Source organism: Nocardia sp. GTS18, from assembly GCF_013839555.1.
GTDB lineage: Bacteria > Actinomycetota > Actinomycetes > Mycobacteriales > Mycobacteriaceae > Nocardia > Nocardia rosealba.
The window spans coordinates 442,820-459,363 of record NZ_JACBIU010000001.1 but is presented as its reverse complement, the minus strand read 5'-3'; the positions used below and the strand labels follow the sequence as shown (position 1 = coordinate 459,363).

17 protein-coding genes are annotated in these 16,544 nt (G+C 69.2%); 4 read left to right on the top strand and 13 right to left on the bottom strand.

Features of this window, described 5'->3' with window-relative positions:
- Positions 1-87: 87 nt before the first annotated feature.
- From HYG95_RS02255 to HYG95_RS02225, 7 genes are all read right to left on the bottom strand, one after another.
- Positions 88-495, bottom strand: coding sequence for a DUF779 domain-containing protein (locus HYG95_RS02255; RefSeq protein ID WP_181696324.1), 408 nt, complete (start codon positions 493-495; stop codon positions 88-90).
- Entirely contained in the window at positions 495-1,982 is a 1,488-nt protein-coding gene (locus tag HYG95_RS02250; RefSeq protein ID WP_181696323.1) for an aldehyde dehydrogenase family protein, read from the bottom strand. Before HYG95_RS02250 ends, HYG95_RS02255 begins: the two co-directional genes overlap by 1 nt.
- A gap of 88 nt (positions 1,983-2,070) precedes the next feature.
- The gene (locus HYG95_RS02245; RefSeq protein ID WP_181696322.1) at positions 2,071-3,324 is read right to left on the bottom strand and encodes a transcriptional regulator; all 1,254 of its coding nucleotides are present in this window, start codon (positions 3,322-3,324) and stop codon (positions 2,071-2,073) included.
- A gap of 119 nt (positions 3,325-3,443) precedes the next feature.
- Positions 3,444-3,761 (bottom strand): hypothetical protein, encoded by a 318-nt coding sequence (locus HYG95_RS02240; RefSeq protein WP_067492235.1) that lies wholly within the window; start codon positions 3,759-3,761, stop codon positions 3,444-3,446.
- Positions 3,762-3,900: 139 nt separating this feature from the next.
- The gene (locus tag HYG95_RS02235) at positions 3,901-5,049 is read right to left on the bottom strand and encodes an alkaline phosphatase family protein (protein ID WP_181696321.1); all 1,149 of its coding nucleotides are present in this window, start codon (positions 5,047-5,049) and stop codon (positions 3,901-3,903) included.
- Positions 5,046-5,363 carry a nuclear transport factor 2 family protein gene (locus HYG95_RS02230; RefSeq protein ID WP_181696320.1) on the bottom strand — a complete coding sequence of 106 codons (318 nt, stop codon included), beginning with the start codon at positions 5,361-5,363 and terminating at the stop codon, positions 5,046-5,048. Before HYG95_RS02230 ends, HYG95_RS02235 begins: the two co-directional genes overlap by 4 nt.
- 86 nt (positions 5,364-5,449) lie before the next feature.
- A complete protein-coding gene (locus HYG95_RS02225) occupies positions 5,450-6,064 on the bottom strand; it encodes a TetR/AcrR family transcriptional regulator (protein WP_181696319.1) in 615 nt (204 codons plus the stop codon).
- A gap of 121 nt (positions 6,065-6,185) precedes the next feature.
- On the opposite strand from HYG95_RS02225, the gene HYG95_RS02220 reads away from it, so the two are divergent.
- Together HYG95_RS02220 and HYG95_RS02215 are read left to right on the top strand one after the other, a co-directional pair.
- Positions 6,186-7,253 (top strand): NAD-dependent epimerase/dehydratase family protein, encoded by a 1,068-nt coding sequence (locus tag HYG95_RS02220; RefSeq protein ID WP_181696318.1) that lies wholly within the window; start codon positions 6,186-6,188, stop codon positions 7,251-7,253.
- Positions 7,254-7,269: 16 nt separating this feature from the next.
- Positions 7,270-7,605 carry a hypothetical protein gene (locus HYG95_RS02215; protein ID WP_181696317.1) on the top strand — a complete coding sequence of 112 codons (336 nt, stop codon included), beginning with the start codon at positions 7,270-7,272 and terminating at the stop codon, positions 7,603-7,605.
- 195 nt (positions 7,606-7,800) lie between these two features.
- On the opposite strand, the gene HYG95_RS02210 is transcribed toward HYG95_RS02215, so the two are convergent.
- The 5 genes from HYG95_RS02210 to HYG95_RS02190 all read right to left on the bottom strand — a co-directional run bounded on the left by HYG95_RS02210 (position 7,801) and on the right by HYG95_RS02190 (position 11,676).
- Positions 7,801-9,330: a polyamine aminopropyltransferase gene (locus HYG95_RS02210; RefSeq protein ID WP_181696316.1), complete on the bottom strand. Its 1,530-nt coding sequence runs from the start codon at positions 9,328-9,330 to the stop codon at positions 7,801-7,803.
- The gene (locus HYG95_RS02205; protein WP_067492240.1) at positions 9,330-9,755 is read right to left on the bottom strand and encodes a DUF350 domain-containing protein; all 426 of its coding nucleotides are present in this window, start codon (positions 9,753-9,755) and stop codon (positions 9,330-9,332) included. Before HYG95_RS02205 ends, HYG95_RS02210 begins: the two co-directional genes overlap by 1 nt.
- Before the next feature lie 42 nt (positions 9,756-9,797).
- Entirely contained in the window at positions 9,798-10,238 is a 441-nt protein-coding gene (locus tag HYG95_RS02200) for a DUF4247 domain-containing protein (protein WP_181696315.1), read from the bottom strand.
- 182 nt (positions 10,239-10,420) lie between these two features.
- Positions 10,421-11,002 carry a trans-aconitate 2-methyltransferase gene (locus HYG95_RS02195; protein WP_181696314.1) on the bottom strand — a complete coding sequence of 194 codons (582 nt, stop codon included), beginning with the start codon at positions 11,000-11,002 and terminating at the stop codon, positions 10,421-10,423.
- Between the two features lie 65 nt (positions 11,003-11,067).
- Positions 11,068-11,676: an HAD hydrolase-like protein gene (locus HYG95_RS02190; protein WP_181696313.1), complete on the bottom strand. Its 609-nt coding sequence runs from the start codon at positions 11,674-11,676 to the stop codon at positions 11,068-11,070.
- 555 nt (positions 11,677-12,231) lie between these two features.
- On the opposite strand from HYG95_RS02190, the gene rox reads away from it, so the two are divergent.
- Positions 12,232-13,662, top strand: coding sequence for a rifampin monooxygenase (rox, locus tag HYG95_RS02185; RefSeq protein ID WP_181696312.1), 1,431 nt, complete (start codon positions 12,232-12,234; stop codon positions 13,660-13,662).
- Positions 13,663-13,666: 4 nt separating this feature from the next.
- Here rox and HYG95_RS02180 read toward each other — a convergent pair whose 3' ends face one another.
- Complete coding sequence (locus tag HYG95_RS02180; RefSeq protein WP_181696311.1) at positions 13,667-14,818, bottom strand: LLM class flavin-dependent oxidoreductase; 1,152 nt, start codon at positions 14,816-14,818, stop codon at positions 13,667-13,669.
- Positions 14,819-14,988: 170 nt separating this feature from the next.
- On the opposite strand from HYG95_RS02180, the gene HYG95_RS02175 reads away from it, so the two are divergent.
- Positions 14,989-16,488, top strand: a complete 1,500-nt coding sequence (locus HYG95_RS02175) for an NAD(P)/FAD-dependent oxidoreductase (RefSeq protein WP_181696310.1) — start codon at positions 14,989-14,991, stop codon at positions 16,486-16,488.
- Positions 16,489-16,544 lie beyond the last annotated feature (56 nt).

The following is a 16,544-nucleotide window of genomic DNA, read 5'->3' as shown; positions in this document are numbered from 1 at the left end:
GGCTGAGCCGCGATGGCCCAGTCGGCGGGGGCTCGCCGTGCCCTGGCGTACCCGGAGGGGTGGGCCAGGTCAGGTCTTCTCCCGCGCCTACAGCGTGCGGTCGGCACCGGTGCGCGGTGGCGGTGCGGCCGCGAGCGCCGCGTTCTCCGCCGCGGTCAACTGCCGCGCGCGCAGGACGAATCGCAGGCCGTGCGAGGCTTCCAGGGACTGCTCGGAGGCGGGCCCACGGGTCACATCGATGGTGAGGTGGGTGTCTTTCCAGCACTCGAATTGTTCCGGGCTGATCCAGAATTCGGTGTGCCAGCTCAACCGGCCGAGCAGGATGTCGCTCTTCTCGATCGGGAACTGCCTGGTGGGTAAGCACATCGGCGCGGAGTTGTCCCCGCAGCAGTCGCCCGCCTGCCGGAACAGCACCGGGCCGTTGTCCTCGATGACGCGGCGCAGCAGGTCCTGGGCGCGTTCGGTGATATCCACGCGGTGGATCGTGTTCTGCATCAGAACATCCCTGGTGTCGTCGTCGAATGGCGCACAAGCAGGTTCTTGGACCGCTGGTAGCGCCCGAGCATCATGGCGGTGTTCTCGCCCGCGGCCTGCGCGGGATAGGGGTGATAGCAGTTGGCCCACACCCGGCGGGTGCCGACCGCGCCCGCGAACCGGTGCGCGGTGCCCAGATCGCGGGTCCACACGCCCGCACCGAGGCGGTGGGCGGTGTCGTCGGTGACCCGCACCGCTTCGTCGAGCGTGTCGAAGCGGGTCACCCCGAGCACCGGGCCGAAGATCTCCTCCTGGAAGATCCGCATCGAGTTGTCGCCTTCGAAGACGGTGGGTTCGATGTAGTACCCACCCGGCAGGCCGTCGACCTTGCGTGCTTCCCCTCCAGTCAGCACGCGGGCGCCTTCGGCTCTGCCGATATCGAAGTAGGACAGGATCCTTTCGTACTGGTCGTTGCCGGCCTGCGCGCCGATCATCGTCTCGGTGTCGAGCGGATGACCGGACACGACGGCCTCGGTGCGGGCGATGCAGCGGGCGAGGAACTCGTCGTAGATCGACGAGTGGATCAGCGCACGCGACGGGCACGTGCCGACCTCACCCTGGTTCAGGACGAACATCACGAATCCCTCGACGGCGCTGTCGAGGAACGTGTCGTCGGCGGCGAGCACGTCGGCGGTGAACACGTTGGCGCACTTGCCACCCAGCCGCAGCGACACCGGGACGATGTTCTCGGCGGCGTGCCGCAGGATCACCCGTGCGGTGGCGGTGTCACCGGTGAAGGTGAGCTTGTCCAGGTGCGGGCTGCGCGCCAGCGGGACGCCGGCCTCCGCCCGGAATCCGTTGACCACGTTGAGTACACCGTCGGGCAGCAGGTCGGCGATCAGCTCCACGACGAGCAGCAGCGAGGCCGGGGTCTGCTCGGCCGGTTCGAGTACGACGCAGTTGCCTGCCGCGAGGGCGGGCGCGAGTTCCCATGCGGCGGTGAGGATCGGGTAGGTCCACGGCAGGATGTGTCCGACGACGCCGAGCGGGCCGGACAGGTGGTAGGCCACGGTCTCGCTGTCGACCGTGGAGATCGTTCCCTCCTGTCCTCGCAGCACGCCGGCGAAATACCGGAAGTGGTCGACGGCGAGGGGCAGATCGGTGTGCAGGGTCTCCCGGACGGGTTTGCCGTTGTCCCAGGTCTCGGCTACCGCCAGCGGTTCGATGCTGTTCTCGATGCGGTCGGCGATGGCCAGCAGGATGCCCGCGCGGGCGGACGGGGAGGTGGCGGCCCAGCCGGGAGCGGCGCGGCGGGCGGCGGTGAGTGCCAGGTCGATGTCGGCGGCGCCGGAGCGGGCCACGGCGCAGAACGCCTCGCCGTCGACCGGGGAGGTGTTGTCGAAATAGCGGCCTTCGACGGGGGCGACCCATTCGCCTCCGATGAAGTTGTCGTATCGGGCGGCATAGCTGACTATGCCGGTATCCGATCCGGGCTTGCCGTAGATCATGCGTCTCGCTCCTCGCGACCTCGTGCGTGGTGGGACACACTATGGTCGGCGAAGGTTGGTGCGAGGTTGGTCGTACCGTTCGCGCAGGTCAGCCCTGGCGCGCGGTGTACAGACGGGCGGTGACGACGGCTCGGCGGACGTCGTCGCGCGGCAGCAGCCGCAACGCGTGTTCGTGCACGGCGACATCGCCGGGGCAGCGCTGCCCGAAGGCCACCGCGTGCTCGGGGCGATCGCTGGCCAGCACCGCGTCGCGCAGGCCGACATCGAGGTGGTCGCGCCACTGGTGCACGCCGGGCAGGTCCGAGCCGGGTAGCAGCGGTCCGCGATACAGCCACAGCGCCGAGGTGAGGTCGCCGCCCTCGATGGCCGCGAGCAGTTCCACCGCGTCGCACGACACCGCACCGGTGAGCATGTACCGGCGGTTGGTGATCTCGCCCCTGGTCGCCCGGCGCAGGTGGGAGACATCGGCTTTGAGCGTGTTCAGCGATACCGCGCGGTCGCCGTAGACGGCGGCGTGCAGCTGTTCCGGGGTGTACCCGTCGGGTTCGAGGGCGAGCAGGGCGAGGATCTCGAGCTGGCGCGGCGGCAGCGGGACAGGTCGGCCGTCGCGCAGCAGCCTTGCGGCGCCGAGACATTCGAGACGCACGCCGGGAACGGGGGTGGGTGCCTCGGCGCGCAGCATGGTCTCCACGGCCGTCACGAGGGCGCGCACCGAGGTCATCACCATCGGGTGCGAGCGTTCCCAGGTGGAGGACAGATCGAGGACACCGACGGTGCGGCCGTCTGGTCCGTGGATGGGCGCCGAATAGCAGACCCACCCGTGCAGGGCGGCCACCAGGTGTTCGGCGGAGAAGACGGTGCAGGCCCGGTCGTCGTGCAGGGCGAGCGACAGGCCGTTGGTGCCCATATGGCTTTCGTCCCACACCCCGCCGGGGGCGAAGTTCACCTGCTCACCCTGGCGGCGCAGGGTGCGGTCGCCCGCTGTCCACAGGATGGTGCCCGATTCGTCACTGACGACGGCGAGGTAGCCGGAATCCTCGGCGATACCACGCAATTGGCCCGCGAGTTCGGTGACCGGCCTGCGCAGCGGTGACTCCCGCCAGCGGCCGCTGATGTCGTCCAGCCCCGGCGCGACGGTCTGGGCGGGATCGACGGTGTGCAGGGAACGCTGCCAGGATTTGGCCACCTCCCGGCGCACGGGTCCGGTGTCGCGGGGCAGTTGCAGTGGACGCGACGGGGCGGCGAGGCGGTTCCATTGCTTCTCGATCGCGCCGCGATAGTCCGCGAGCCCGTCGGGCCTGGGCGATCCGGGAATCGGATCGTCGGATGCGCCCACGTTCACTCCTGCTCGTCGGTGGCTGTTCCTGTCTATCAGGTGTGCCACCGGCGTGGGCCGGGATCGCTTGCGGACTACCGGGTCACCGGGGTGTGCCCTGTCGCGTCGGCTTGACGCGTGGTCGGTTATTTGTTCAGGAACAGGCCCGCGATATCGGCGTTCTTGATGGGGGTATCGATATTACGTTGGCCCGCGCACAGCAGATCGACCTGCACGATCATCGCGTCGACCACGGTGCCCGCCGGTTCGTTGTCGTTGCCCGTCTGCTCTTTGATCGCCTTGGTGATGGTGATCCGCTTGGTGTCCGGTTCCTGATTGATGTAATCGCGGCAGGGGGTGTCGCCGCCCTGGTTGAGCAGGCGCTCGACATCGGAGCAGCCGGTCACCAGTGCCGCCAGCACCGCGAGTCCGACCGCGACGGCGCCGCTGCGGGTGGCGTGCATGGTTCCTCCTGAAAGGTCGCGCCCGGGACGACTCGCCGGGATCCGCTTCAGACTAGATGCCGATCGCGGCGGGCCCGGAGGCGGTAGCGGAGCATGTCCACGCAGGGCTCTCGCGGGTCGGCACCATCGAACACAGCGGTCAGCTGCGGTGGATTCGCAACGGCACGAGCAGTTCGTCGGCGGTCAGCGACCCGTGATGGCCGGGCATCTGCGATTGCAGGGGCTCGGCGCCGCTGCGGATCACCCCGCTCGTCCCGGTGGCGACCACCACGAGATCGCCGATCCGCGCCGCCACCTCGGGGTGCACGCGCGGGCCGAACCACCCGGCCTCGATGACCTGGGCCTTGGTACGCACCACGAACTCGTCACCGAGCGTGCCCGTCCAGGTGTCGGCGACCGACTCGGTGGCCCCCGCTTCGGTGTAGACGTGGCGGGCCCGCGGTTCGCCGCCGAGCGCGCGCACGCCCTCGGACAGGTGCGGGTGGGTGTCGAAGTCGATGCGGTGCACCAGCGGCACCATGCCGTGATCGGCGGTGACGATCAGCGCCGAGCGCGGCGGTAGGTTGCCTGCCAGCTCGGCCGCGATCCGGTCGACGTTGGCCAGTTCGAACCGCCATGCCCTGGTCTGCGGGCCGCGCGCGTGCCCGGTGGTGTCGAGATCCGAATGATAGGTGTAGACAAGGCTTTTCGGTGCCGAGCCGAGCGCGGTGAGCACCCCGTCGACCAGGTCGCCCACCGAGAACGCCGTCCGGAAACCGCCACCGCGCCAGCCGGCGCGGGTGAGACCCGAGCCGTCCTGGTAGCTCGGTGCCACCTGGACGGCCGCGATGCCCGCGGCGGTCGCGCGTTCGAAGGTGGTGCGGTGCGGCTGGATTCGCTCCGGGGGGAACTCGGCGATCGCGTCGACCTTCGGACCCTCGCCGGTGAGCTGCCAGCGCAGGCCGTTGAACAGGCGGTCCTGCCCCGGCAGGTGGAAGGTGTAGCCGACGGTGCCGTGCTCACCCGGCGGCAGACCGGTGCCGAGGGTGGTCAGGCTGGTCGCCGTCGTACTCGGGAAACCGGCATCGAGGGTGGCTGCGGGCAATCCCGAAAGAAACGGCGCCGCAGCGCTTTCGGCGTCCAGCGCGGTGGCACCGAGACCGTCGACGAGCAGCACGCACACATGGTCGACATCCAGCTCGAGACCGAGGCGGTCGTGCTCGCCGGGCACGCCGAGGCAGGCCAGGATCGAGGGGAGCAGGTCGGCCAGTGACGCGTGGCCGTAACGCGGGAGGAGAAGTTCGTTCACGCCTGTCCGGTCTCGAAGCGGCTGATGAGGCCGTTGCGCACATCGAATCGCCAGGTGGTGCGCATGGAACCCCACCGGCTGTTGGTGTAGTCGGCGGTGAACTCGAGTCCGTCGGCTTCCACCGTGTCGACCTCCAGATGCCCGTTGGCGCTGAAGATCTCGGCCTCGGTCCACTGCGCGAGGTTGCGTTCCACGCCGTCGTCGGACATGGTGGCGTCTTCGGCGAGCACGCCGTAGAAGCGGTCGGTGTCCTGGGCGTTGAGCGCGTCGACGAACGCCTCGACCGCGGGATCGAGTTTCACAGTCTCAGCCATCGGGCCTCCTGCTCGTGTTCGGGCGCACTGGGTAGAACAGCCTTACCCACTCTAGGGCCGCTCGCACACCCCGCATCGCAAAATTTTCAGGTACGCGTGGCCACGAGCGCGGTGAAGGCGCGCATGATCTCGTCGACGAGGTCGGGCGCGTTGGTTCCCAGCTGCTCACTGCGCTTTTCGAGGTGGCCGTCGAGCCACAGCGAGGCCAGTCCGTGGCCGAGACTCCACCATGCCACGGCCAGCGTGTCGGCCTGGTTCGCGGGAAGTTGTCCGGCGGCGACACATTCGGTGACGGTGTCGGCGAGCACGCCGAAGGCCGTGTCACCGGCGTGCGCGGCGTCGGGATGCTTGTCCGGTTGCGACAATTCGGGCCGGAACATCAGCCGGAACAGGGCCGGATTCTCGCGGGAGAACCGCACATAGGTGGCGGCGAGTTCGGTGAGCGCGGCCAGTGGGCTGCTCGCCTGCGCCCGCGTGGCGATCAATTCCTCGGCCAGGCGCTGGAAACCGTCGACCGACAGCGCCGACAGCAGCGCGGCGCGATCGGCGAAGTGGTGGTACGGCGCACCGCTGCTCACCCCGGCCTCGCGCGCGACCCGGCGCAGGCTCACCGCCGCGAGCCCCTCGATCTCGATCAGGCGCAGGCACGCCGCCATCAGGGTGGCTCGCAGGTCGCCGTGGTGGTAACTGGTGCGCTTCACTCCTCCGAGCCTAGGCGACGCGCCCGGGAAAATAGGCACTGGACAGCATATCTATGCGGTGCTTAGATTATCTGAGCACCGCTCAGATGGGTGGGCTCCTCCGAGGGAACGGAAGAACACCATGACCGCAAGGGTTCTCGTCACCGGCGCCACCGGCTTCGTCGCCGGACACTGCATCGCCGAACTGCTCGAACACGGATACGCCGTGCGCGGCACCGTGCGCGATCTGGGCGCCACCGCCAAGCGCGCCCACCTCACCGAGTTGGCCCGCCGCACCGGCGGCGACCTGGAATTCGCCGCCGCGACGCTCGACGACGATGCCGGGTGGGCCGAGGCGGTAGCCGGCTGCGACACGGTGCTGCACGTCGCCTCCCCGTTCCCCGACAGTCCGCCGGAGAACGAGCGCGACCTCATCGAGCCCGCCGTGCAGGGCACACTTCGGGTGCTGCGCGCGGCCGCCGCGGCGGGGGTGCGTCGGGTAGTGCTCACCTCGTCGGTGGCGGCGGTCGCCTACGGACACGACAACGGCGACGTGCGGACCGAGAACGACTGGTCGGTCGTCGACCGGATTCCGGCCTACCAGAAGAGCAAGACCCTCGCCGAACGCGCCGCCTGGGAGTACGTCGAATCCCTCGGCGACACCAGCGATCTCGAACTGGTGGTGCTGAACCCGGGCATGATCCTCGGGCCACTGCTCGAACCACGAACCAGCACCTCGCACGCACCGATCCAGCGCCTGCTCGCCCGCGACGTCCCGGGTTCGGTGCGCACCGGCTGGTCCCCGGTCGACGTGCGCGACCTCGCCATCGCGCACCGGCTCGCCATGGAAGTGCCCGCGGCAGCAGGCAACCGGTACATCTGTGGCGGTGAGCCGCTGTGGATGGGGGAGCTGGCAGGCATGCTCGCCCGCGACTTCGGCCCCCAGGGCTTCCGCGTGCCGACGCGGGTACTGCCCAACGCCCTGGTCCGCCTCGTCGCACTCTTCGACAAGACCGTCCGCCTCACCGTGCCGGTCCTCGGCCGCGCCGAACGGGTGAGCGCCGAGAAGGCTCGCCGCGAACTCGACTGGACCATGCGCCCGGTGGAGCAGACGGTCCGCGACACAGCCGACAGCCTGATCGCCTTCGGCATCGTCACCGCACCGGGCAAGCGTCGATCAGCACCAGCCGTTCCGGCCGGAACACGCTGAGCGGAAAGGGAAGACGATGCTCATCACCGCTCTGATCCTGACCGTCGTCGGTGCGTTCCGACGGACGCGGCGCCGCCGCGCGGGTGGCGAAGGCGCGGGATCTGTGGACACCGCGTCCGTATTCGGGGACCGGCTGCGGTCCGTAGCGCTGGTCGCGGTGTACCGCCGGGCGCGACGCGGGCTGGCCTCGGCCGCGCTGAGTGCTGGTGCGGCGGTGCGCGCCGTGGCGACGGGCGCAGGTGCCCGGCTCAACCGTCTCGGCCGGCGTATGCGGCGACAGGGACGGGCGCTGTCGACTGCGGTGGCGGTGCTGGCCTTGACCATCATGGGAGCCCAATTGGCCTGTGGGTGAGCCGGACCCGACGCCATGCCCCGCGCTGCGCGTCCAGGATCACGGGCGTATCAGGAGTAGGACCCTCGGTCGGTCCTGGGACTCGGCGTGCGGCTGAAGCGGATTCCGTGCCGTCCCGGCGATCCGGCTCACCGGGTTGTCAGGATCAGGACCTCGGTGTCGATGTCAGGGACCCGGCGTGCGGCGGGGCCGGGTTCAGCGCCATTCCTGGCGTTGGAGGTCGAGGATCACCGGGTGCATGAGGGTGGAGACCCCGGGGTCCTTCGGGCGGCGGTCCGGGGGGAAGACGGTGGCGGCGGTGAGGGTTGTCTCGTCCAGGGAGCGGAGGGGAGTGGGGGAGCGCAGGGTGGGGATCGGGGGCTCGTTCATCGCCGCGAGGACGAACCCCCAGTCGCCGAAGCTCGGGACGTCCACGTGGAACGGGGTGGTGTGCAGGCCGGCGGCGTGCAGGGTGGCATCGATGGTCCAGAAGGAGCGGGGCGCGAAGAACGGGGAACCGGACTGCACCACCAGGCGGGCGCCGGGAGCCAGGACGTTCGCGGTCATCGCGTAGAACTCCTGCGAGTACAGCTTGGCGACCGAGGTCTGGTCGGGGTCGGGCAGGTCGACGATCACCGCGTCGAAAAGCCCTGGTGCACCGCGCAACCAGTTGAAGGCGTCGGCGTTGACCACCCGCACACGCGGATCGTCGAAGGCGTGCCGGTTCAGTTCGGTGAGCCGGTCGTCGGTGCGGGCCAGCTCCACCATCGCCGGATCGAGCTCGACCAGCGTCACCCGCTCCACATCGGGGTAGCGCAGGATCTCACGCAGCGCGAGCCCGTCGCCACCGCCGAGCACCAGCACCGAGCGACGTGACCCGGCGAGCACCGGATGCACCAGCGCCTCGTGGTAGCGGTACTCGTCGACGGAGGAGAACTGCAGGCCGCCGTTGAGGAACAGCCGGGTGTCGGTGGTGGCGAACGGCGAGAACGACTCGGTGAGCACGATCTGCTGATAGGGCGTGCGGGTCTGCCACACGATCGGATGCGCGAACAGCGCCTGCTGCGCGGTGGCCTCGAAACGGTCGGCGTACAGGTAGGCGCTCGACAGGCCGCAGGCGACGACGGCGGTCATGGCGATCAGGGTGTGCCGGGTGGCGCGGGTCATCCGGTCGCGAAAGAAGAAGAACGCCAACGCCAGACCGGCGATCGCGTTCACCACACCCACCACGAGGCTGCCGCGGATCTGCCCGAACACCGGCAGCAGCAGGAACGGGAACGCCAGACCACCCAGCAGCGCGCCGACATAGTCCGCGGCGAACAGATCGGCCACCGCGCTGCTGGCCTCCTGTTTGCGCACCTGCTGCAACAGCTCCATCAGCAGCGGGATCTCGGCGCCGACGAGCATCCCGATCACCGCCGCCGCCACGACGAGCGCGGCGGTGTACACGTTGAGCCAGGCATAGCTGGCGTAGAGCGCCGCCACCGACAACCCGCCGATCACCGCGAGTGCCAGCTCCACCGCGACGAACGCGGCGGCGGCGTACGGGCGCAACGGTTTCGCGACCAGCGCACCGACACCCATCGCGCACACCATCACGCTCAGGGTGATCGAGGCCTGCGCGGCGGTGTCACCGATCAGATAGCTGCCGAGGGTCACCAGCGACAACTCGTACACCAGACCGCAGGCGGCGCAGACGAATACCGTCGCCAGCAGCGCCGCCCGCGCCAGGCGGTGGGTGGGCATCAGGTGAGGCCCGCGGCCACCACCAGCGCGACGGCGACATGAGCCGATGCCGTCACCCAGACCGCCGGGTGCGGTTCGGGATCGGCGACAACGGTCCGGAAATCACCGGGCGTGAGCGCGTCGAGCAGCACGAACGCCAACGCCATCGCGGCCAGCCCGATCACGCCGTACACCGCGCTCGCCAGCAGTGCCTTCACGATCTCCCCGTCGGAGGTCCAGATAGCGGTGGCGACGATGATGCCGGTGCCGAACAGGTTCGAGGCGAGCAGGGTCGCGGCGTTGCGGTTGCGTTCGATCCAGATCTGAGCGCGCAGATCACCGGGGGTGAGCAGGTCGACGAGCCCGAATCCGACGGCCATCAACACGATTCCCACCGCGGAATAGGCGAGCGCGGCGCCCGCGTCCGCCCCCAGTTCGGCGAGCATGAGTGTCCTCCTGTGCTTGTGAGGCGAGATGCCCCGAATGAACTACTTGCCGCCGCTGTCGCTGCCGCCACCGCGGTAGTCACCCGCCGCGGAACCGCTGGTCCAGCCGTAACTGCTGGTGTGCGAGTGGTGGCGGCGGGTGCCGTTGGCCCAGCTGTCGACCAGCACGAGCGAACCGCCCGCGTGCGGCGACACCGCGACGAGGTCCTTGTCGAACCGCAGATAGTGGTTGTCGCCGGTGTTGCGCCGGTCGCGCGGCTCGGTGGCCTTGGCAATGGCGGCCGCGACCGCGGCGGGCGCGGCGGCCGTGGTGAAGGCGAGGCCGTCGTTGGCCTGGTCGAGCTGGCGGGCACGCTGGTACTTCTCGGCGACGAACTCGCGCGGATCCTTCGGCCCGGTCACCGCGACGACCGTGACCACCGCGACGATCACCGCGACCACGGAGGCCAGGATGCCGACCACGATCCATCTTGTCCGCGTCACCGTGGCACCCCGAAACCGGTGCGCCACAGAACTGTCGGCGTTGTGCTGATGAGAATCCCTCCCCGTCGAAAACTGGCCGGACTGTATCACCGGGTTCGCGCCGACGCCCGCGGTGAGTTGAGCAACTGCGATTCAGATCACAGCGGGCTACCGGGCCAGGTGCGGTGATCGGGATCGGCGGGTCAGCGAGGTCGTTGCCACAGCAGCGTGTACCGCCACAGCAGGCGGCGGCGAATCCGCGCGCCCGGCAGGAATTCCTCGGCGGCTCGCCGGATCTCGCCGAGCGTTTCCTCCGGATCGCGGATCGTCGCGTTCGGTCCGCCTGCTTCGCGACGGTGGCGACGGTCGGTGGCCCAGACGACCGGTAGCAGTGGGAGGTAGCCGATGTCGGTGAGCGGGTGCATCTTCCAGAGCCCGACCACCGCGAGCGTGCCGCCGGGAGCAACGAGGTCGCGCAGCGCCGCCATGCCTTCGCGGACGGGGACGTGGTGCAGGGTGGCGACGGCGGTCACCATGTCGAAGGTGTCGTCGAGGTCGCGGAAGTCGGCCTTGTCCAGATGCACGTGGGGTGTCGACGGTGCGTTCGCGATGACCTCGGGGTCGATGTCGATGCCGAGCACCGCATCACAGCGGGTGGCGAGTTTGCGGGCGAGCAGGCCGTCGCCGCAACCGATATCGAGGGCGGTGCGGGCGTGCACGGGCACCTGTTCGAGCAGCCAGGGGTGGTAGTGCGTGTTGTGGTTCCAGTAGGGGTCCGTCGACATGATCGGTCAACGCCCGCGCGACCCGCAGGGTTCCGAAAGGTTCATCGCACAGGCGTTTTCGCGGATCAGGCGGCGGTATGGCCGGCCAGCCAGTCGGCGAAACCGGTGAGACCGTCGAGCACGACATCGGCGCCGGCCGCGCGCAGTCCGTGGGCATCGTAGGGGCCGGTGGTCACACCGACCGCGAACGCACCGGCCGCTTTCGCTCCGCGCATGTCACCGGCGTGATCGCCGACGAAGATCGACGCCGATTCCTCGCGGAGCACCGCCGCTTTCCCGGTGGACCACAGATCACCGGCCACCCGGTCCACGTCCCACCCCAGATGTTCCACATGCAGACGGGCGTGCGGTTCGTACTTGCCGGTGACGACGAGGGCGCGCCCGCCGCCCGCCCGTACCGCTTCGAGCGCGTCACCCGCGCCGGGCAGAGCCGGGATGCTCGCGATGACATCCGGATACAGCTCGCGGTACCGGGTGACCAGATGCGGGACGAGGTCGTCGGGTGCGCCCGCGTCACCGAGCAGGGTGGCCAGCGGCGGGCCGAGGTGCTCGGCGAAACGCGCGCCGATCATCGGCAGGTCGAACTCCTGCGCGAGCGTGTCGATCGCCACGGCCACGCCCGGCCGCGAGTCGATGAGCGTCATGTCCAGGTCGAAGCCGACGGTGATGGTCACGTCGCCGAGCGTATCGCCGCCGGGCTGGACGACCGATCAGGCATCGGTGCGAAACCGCCGGTAGAGCCCTGATTCACGTGGAACCGCCGCTGCACTCGGTGCCGAAATCGCTTGGGGGAGTGGGTGTGCGCGGTGCACGGCGTGCGGGCGAGCAGTGACAGCCGGATAATTTCGAGTACGGCGGGCGTCGTGGTCGTGCAGGTCGGGGCGAATTCGCCCGCGCTGCGCACGCGGAATCCTCGGTTACTCGCATCGGGTGCAGCCGTGCACCGAGTGCAATATTCCGGCCGTGGTCGTGCCTACACCGCGTGATCGGGGTGCTCGACCGGTCTCGGTTCAGCGCACATCGCGGGACAAGTCGAGGTGGGATTCCGGCGGGCGGACCGAAAAGCCTCGGCGGCCACGGAAAGAGTTCGGACAAAACAATGGCAAGGAGGTCGAACCACTCCCTGCCACTCTCAACATATAGCGCACCCCGGGTCTTGCCACAAGCCCCCGGTCGTCCTGCACAATCGCCTGCCTGAGCGTATGACCAGCGGAAACAGAGGTGGATTGATGATCGACGTGATTGTCGTCGGTGCGGGGCCGACGGGAATGATGCTGGCCGGTGAGCTGCGGTTGCAGGGTGCCGGGGTGGTCGTCCTCGACCGGGATCCGGCGCCGACCCCGGTCGTGCGCGCCCTCGGCCTGCACGCCCGCAGCCTGGAAGTCCTCGCCCAGCGTGGGCTGGTCGACCGGTTCCTCGCGCTCGGCTCGCGCCACCCGCTCGGCGGCTACTTCGCCGGCATCGCCAAACCTCAGCCCGCCGGCCTGGACACCACCTACCCGTTCGTGCTCGGGCTCCCACAGCCCGTCACCGAACGCCTGCTCACCGAACACGCCGTGGCGCTGGGCGCCGAGATCCGGCGGGGCACCGAATTGGTCGGCCTCACCCAGGACGAGCACGCGGTGAGCGCCCAACTGGCCGACGGCTCCAGTCTCGTCGCGCGCTACCTGGTCGGCTGCGACGGTGGCCGCAGCACGGTGCGCTCGCTGCTCGACATCGGCTTTCCGGGTGAACCGAGCCGGGCCGACACCCTACTCGGCGAGATGCGATTGACCGCGCCGCCGGAAACGGTCACCGCCGTGAACACCGAGGTGCGCCGGACACAGCTGCGGTTCGGCGCCGGGCCGATCGGCGACGGCTTCTATCGCGTGGTCGTGCCCGCCGCCGGTGTAGCGCGGGACCGCACCGTCGCACCCACCTTCGACGAACTGCGGCAGCAGCTCATCGCGACCGCGGGCACCGATCTCGGTGCGCACGCCCCGCGCTGGATTTCGCGGTTCGGCGACTCCACCCGCCTGGCCGACGAGTACCGCCGCGGCCGTGTGCTGCTCGCAGGCGATGCCGCGCACATCCATCCGCCGCTCGGCGGCCAGGGCCTGAACTTGGGCATCCAGGACGCGATGAATCTCGGGTGGAAACTCGCCGCCGAGGTCGCCGGCTGGGCACCACCAGGACTGCTCGACAGCTACGCCGCCGAGCGCCGCCCGGTGGCCGCCGACGTCCTGGACAACACCCGCGCCCAGATGGCGCTGATCTCGCTCGATCCCGGCGCCCAGGCGGTTCGCCGGGTGCTGTCCGAACTGATGGACTTCGAGGGGGTCACCCGGCACCTGATCGAGAAGATCATCGCCACCGGCATCCGTTACGACCTGGGCGACGGCCACGACCTGCTCGGCAGGCGGCTACCCGACAGGGAACTGGCCGACGGCCGCCTCTACGACCACCTGCACGCGGGCCGTGGCCTCCTGCTCGACTCGTCCGGCGGGCGGTCGGTGACGGGCTGGGCCGACCGCGTCGATCACCTGATCGACGAGTCCGTCGACCTGCCCGCCGTGCTGCTCCGCCCGGACGGACACGTCGCCTGGGTCGATGACGGCGGGCACGACCTCACGGCGAGCCTCACCCGCTGGTTCGGCGAGGCCACGGCGACGATCGGCTGAAACGTCAGTGGGCCGCCGCGGTGAACGGGGTGACGGCTGGTGGCGCGGCAACCCGGGAAGGGTGCTGCCACAACCCTTTTCGTTCCAGAATCGGCAGCACCCCCTCGCCGAACCAGTACGCCTCCTCGAGATGCGGATATCCGGAGAGGATGAAGTGGTCGATGCCGAGCGCGGCGTACTCGAGCAGCCGCTCGGCCACCTCCGCGTGGGAGCCGACCAGCGCCGTGCCCGCCCCGCCGCGCACCAGGCCGACGCCGGCCCACAGGTTCGGGGCGATCTCGAGGTTGTCGGTGCGCCCGTTGTGCAAGCGCGCCATGCGCCGCTGCCCCTCGGACTCGCTGCGGGCCAGGCTCGCCTGCACCCGTTCGATCTCGCCGGGCGCGATGCCCGAGAGCAGCCGGTCGGCCTCGGCCCACGCCTCGGCGGCGGTGTCGCGGGTGATGACGTGCACGCGCAACCCGAAGTCGACCGACCGGCCTTCGAGCGCGGCGAGACCACGAATCCAGTCCAGCTTCTTCGCCACCGCGTCCAGTGGTTCACCCCAGGTCAGATAGGTATCGGCATAGCGTGCCGCGACCGGACCCGCCGGGCCGGACGACCCACCGAAGAACACCGGCGGGACCGGATCGGGTCGCGCGCTGAGCAGCGCCTCGGTCACCCGTAGATGCTCGCCGGTGAACGTGACCGGCTCGGTCGAATGCCACAGTTCACGCACGATGTGCAGGAATTCCCCGGTGCGCGCGTACCGCTGTTCCTTGTCGAGGAAATCGCCGTAGGCCTGCTGCTCCTTCGGTTCGCCGCCGGTGACCACGTTGAGCAGCAACCGGCCGCCGGAGTGGCGCTGGAAGGTCGCGGCCATCTGCGCGGCCAGGGTCGGGCTGACCAGGCCGGGCCGCAGCGCGACCAGGAATTTGAGCGTCTCGCTGGTCTGCACCAGCATCGCGGTGGTGAGCCAGGCGTCCTCGCACCAAGCCCCGGTGGGGGTCAGTACGCCGGTGAAGCCGTTGTCCTCGGCGGCGGCGGTGAGCTGATTGAGATAGCGCAGGGTGGCCGGCCGGTCACCGGACATGAAACTGCCGTGCCCGCCCGCGACCAACCCCCGCGAATCGCCGTAGGTGGGCAGGAACCAGTGGAACGACAGTGGTTGCTTACTCATGGCAACGATGCTGACCGGCGCATCCGATGAGGTCACGCATTGTGCTCACCGTGCGCACAACTCCCACCCGCCGCACGGAACTAGACGTAACCATGCGAAACACGTAACCTCATGGCAGGCTCGGGCGACGGTGCCCGGGCGGCGACGACCCTACGAAACGAGTTTCCTCAATGACGCGGCATGTCGACGTACTGATCATCGGCGCTGGCCTGTCCGGAATCGGCACGGCCTGTCACCTCATTCGCGAGCAGACCGGACGCAGCTACGCGATCCTCGAGCGCCGCGAGAACATCGGTGGCACCTGGGACCTGTTCAAGTACCCCGGCATCCGCTCCGACTCCGACATGCTCACCTTCGGCTTCGGTTTCCGCCCCTGGATCGGCACCAAGGTGCTGGCCGACGGCGCGAGCATCCGTCAGTACGTCGAGGACACCGCCAAGGAATACGGCGTCACCGATCACATCACCTTCGGCCGCAAGGTCGTGCACCTGGACTTCGACCGCGACGCCGCGCAGTGGACCGTCACCGCCCTGATCGAGGCCACCGGTGAGACCGAGACCTGGACCGCGAACTTCGTCGTCGGCGCCAGCGGCTACTACAACTACGACAAGGGCTACCAGCCCGAGTTCCCCGGTCAAGACGACTTCAAGGGCCGGATCGTGCACCCGCAGCACTGGCCCGAGGACCTCGACTACACCGGCAAGAAGGTCGTGGTCATCGGATCCGGCGCCACCGCCATCACGCTGATCCCGTCGATGGCCGACAAGGCCGCCCACGTCACCATGCTGCAGCGTTCGCCCACCTGGATCCAGGCGCTGCCGTCGGACGACCCGGTCGCCATCGGATTCAAGAAGACCCGCGTGCCCGACATGATCGCCTACAAGATCGGCCGCGCCCGCAATATCGCCCTGCAGCGCGCCAGCTTCCAGCTCTCGCGGACCAACCCCGAGCTGGCCAAGAAGCTGATGCTGGCCCAGGTGCGCCTGCAACTCGGCAACAAGGTCGACCTGCGGCACTTCACCCCGTCCTACAACCCGTGGGACCAGCGGCTGTGCGTGGTCCCCAACGGCGACCTGTTCAAGGTGCTCAAGAGCGGTAAGGCCGACATCGTCACCGACCGCATCGCCACCTTCACCGAGAAGGGCATCCGCACCGAATCGGGCCAGGAGCTCGAGGCCGACATCATCGTCACCGCCACCGGCCTCAACGTCCAGATCATGGGCGGCGCGACGATGTCGATCGACGGCAACCCGGTGAAGATGAACGAGACGGTCGCCTACAAGAGCGTGCTGTACTCCGACATCCCGAACTTCCTGATGATCATCGGCTACACCAACGCCTCCTGGACGCTGAAGGCCGACCTGGCCGCCGCCTACCTGTGCCGGGTGCTCAACATCATGCGCGACCGGGGCTACAGCACCTTCGAGGTGCACGCCGATCCGGAGGACTACGCCGACGAGTCGCTGATGGGTGGCGCCCTCACCTCGGGCTACATCCAGCGCGGCAACGGTGAGATGCCGCGCCAGGGCAAGCGTGGTGCCTGGAAGCTGGTGAACAACTACTACCGTGACCGCACGCTCATGCACAAGGCGCCCATCGAGGACGGTGTGCTGCGGTTCGGCAAGACCCGCTCGGCCGCACGACCCGACGAGCAGGTCGCCAGCGCCTGACCGGCCGACCACACGGGCCCGTCGCACCGGAAGGTGCGGCGGGCCCGTCGCTTTTG

Coding starts and splice junctions, on each gene's coding strand:
- HYG95_RS02255 (WP_181696324.1), bottom strand. CDS start 495: ATGCAGAACACGATCCACCGCGTGGATATCACCGAACGCGCCCAGGAC.
- HYG95_RS02250 (WP_181696323.1), bottom strand. CDS start 1,982: ATGATCTACGGCAAGCCCGGATCGGATACCGGCATAGTCAGCTATGCC.
- HYG95_RS02240 (WP_067492235.1), bottom strand. CDS start 3,761: ATGCACGCCACCCGCAGCGGCGCCGTCGCGGTCGGACTCGCGGTGCTG.
- HYG95_RS02230 (WP_181696320.1), bottom strand. CDS start 5,363: ATGGCTGAGACTGTGAAACTCGATCCCGCGGTCGAGGCGTTCGTCGAC.
- HYG95_RS02220 (WP_181696318.1), top strand. CDS start 6,186: ATGACCGCAAGGGTTCTCGTCACCGGCGCCACCGGCTTCGTCGCCGGA.
- HYG95_RS02215 (WP_181696317.1), top strand. CDS start 7,270: ATGCTCATCACCGCTCTGATCCTGACCGTCGTCGGTGCGTTCCGACGG.
- HYG95_RS02210 (WP_181696316.1), bottom strand. CDS start 9,330: ATGCCCACCCACCGCCTGGCGCGGGCGGCGCTGCTGGCGACGGTATTC.
- HYG95_RS02205 (WP_067492240.1), bottom strand. CDS start 9,755: ATGCTCGCCGAACTGGGGGCGGACGCGGGCGCCGCGCTCGCCTATTCC.
- HYG95_RS02195 (WP_181696314.1), bottom strand. CDS start 11,002: ATGTCGACGGACCCCTACTGGAACCACAACACGCACTACCACCCCTGG.
- rox (WP_181696312.1), top strand. CDS start 12,232: ATGATCGACGTGATTGTCGTCGGTGCGGGGCCGACGGGAATGATGCTG.
- HYG95_RS02180 (WP_181696311.1), bottom strand. CDS start 14,818: ATGAGTAAGCAACCACTGTCGTTCCACTGGTTCCTGCCCACCTACGGC.
- HYG95_RS02175 (WP_181696310.1), top strand. CDS start 14,989: ATGACGCGGCATGTCGACGTACTGATCATCGGCGCTGGCCTGTCCGGA.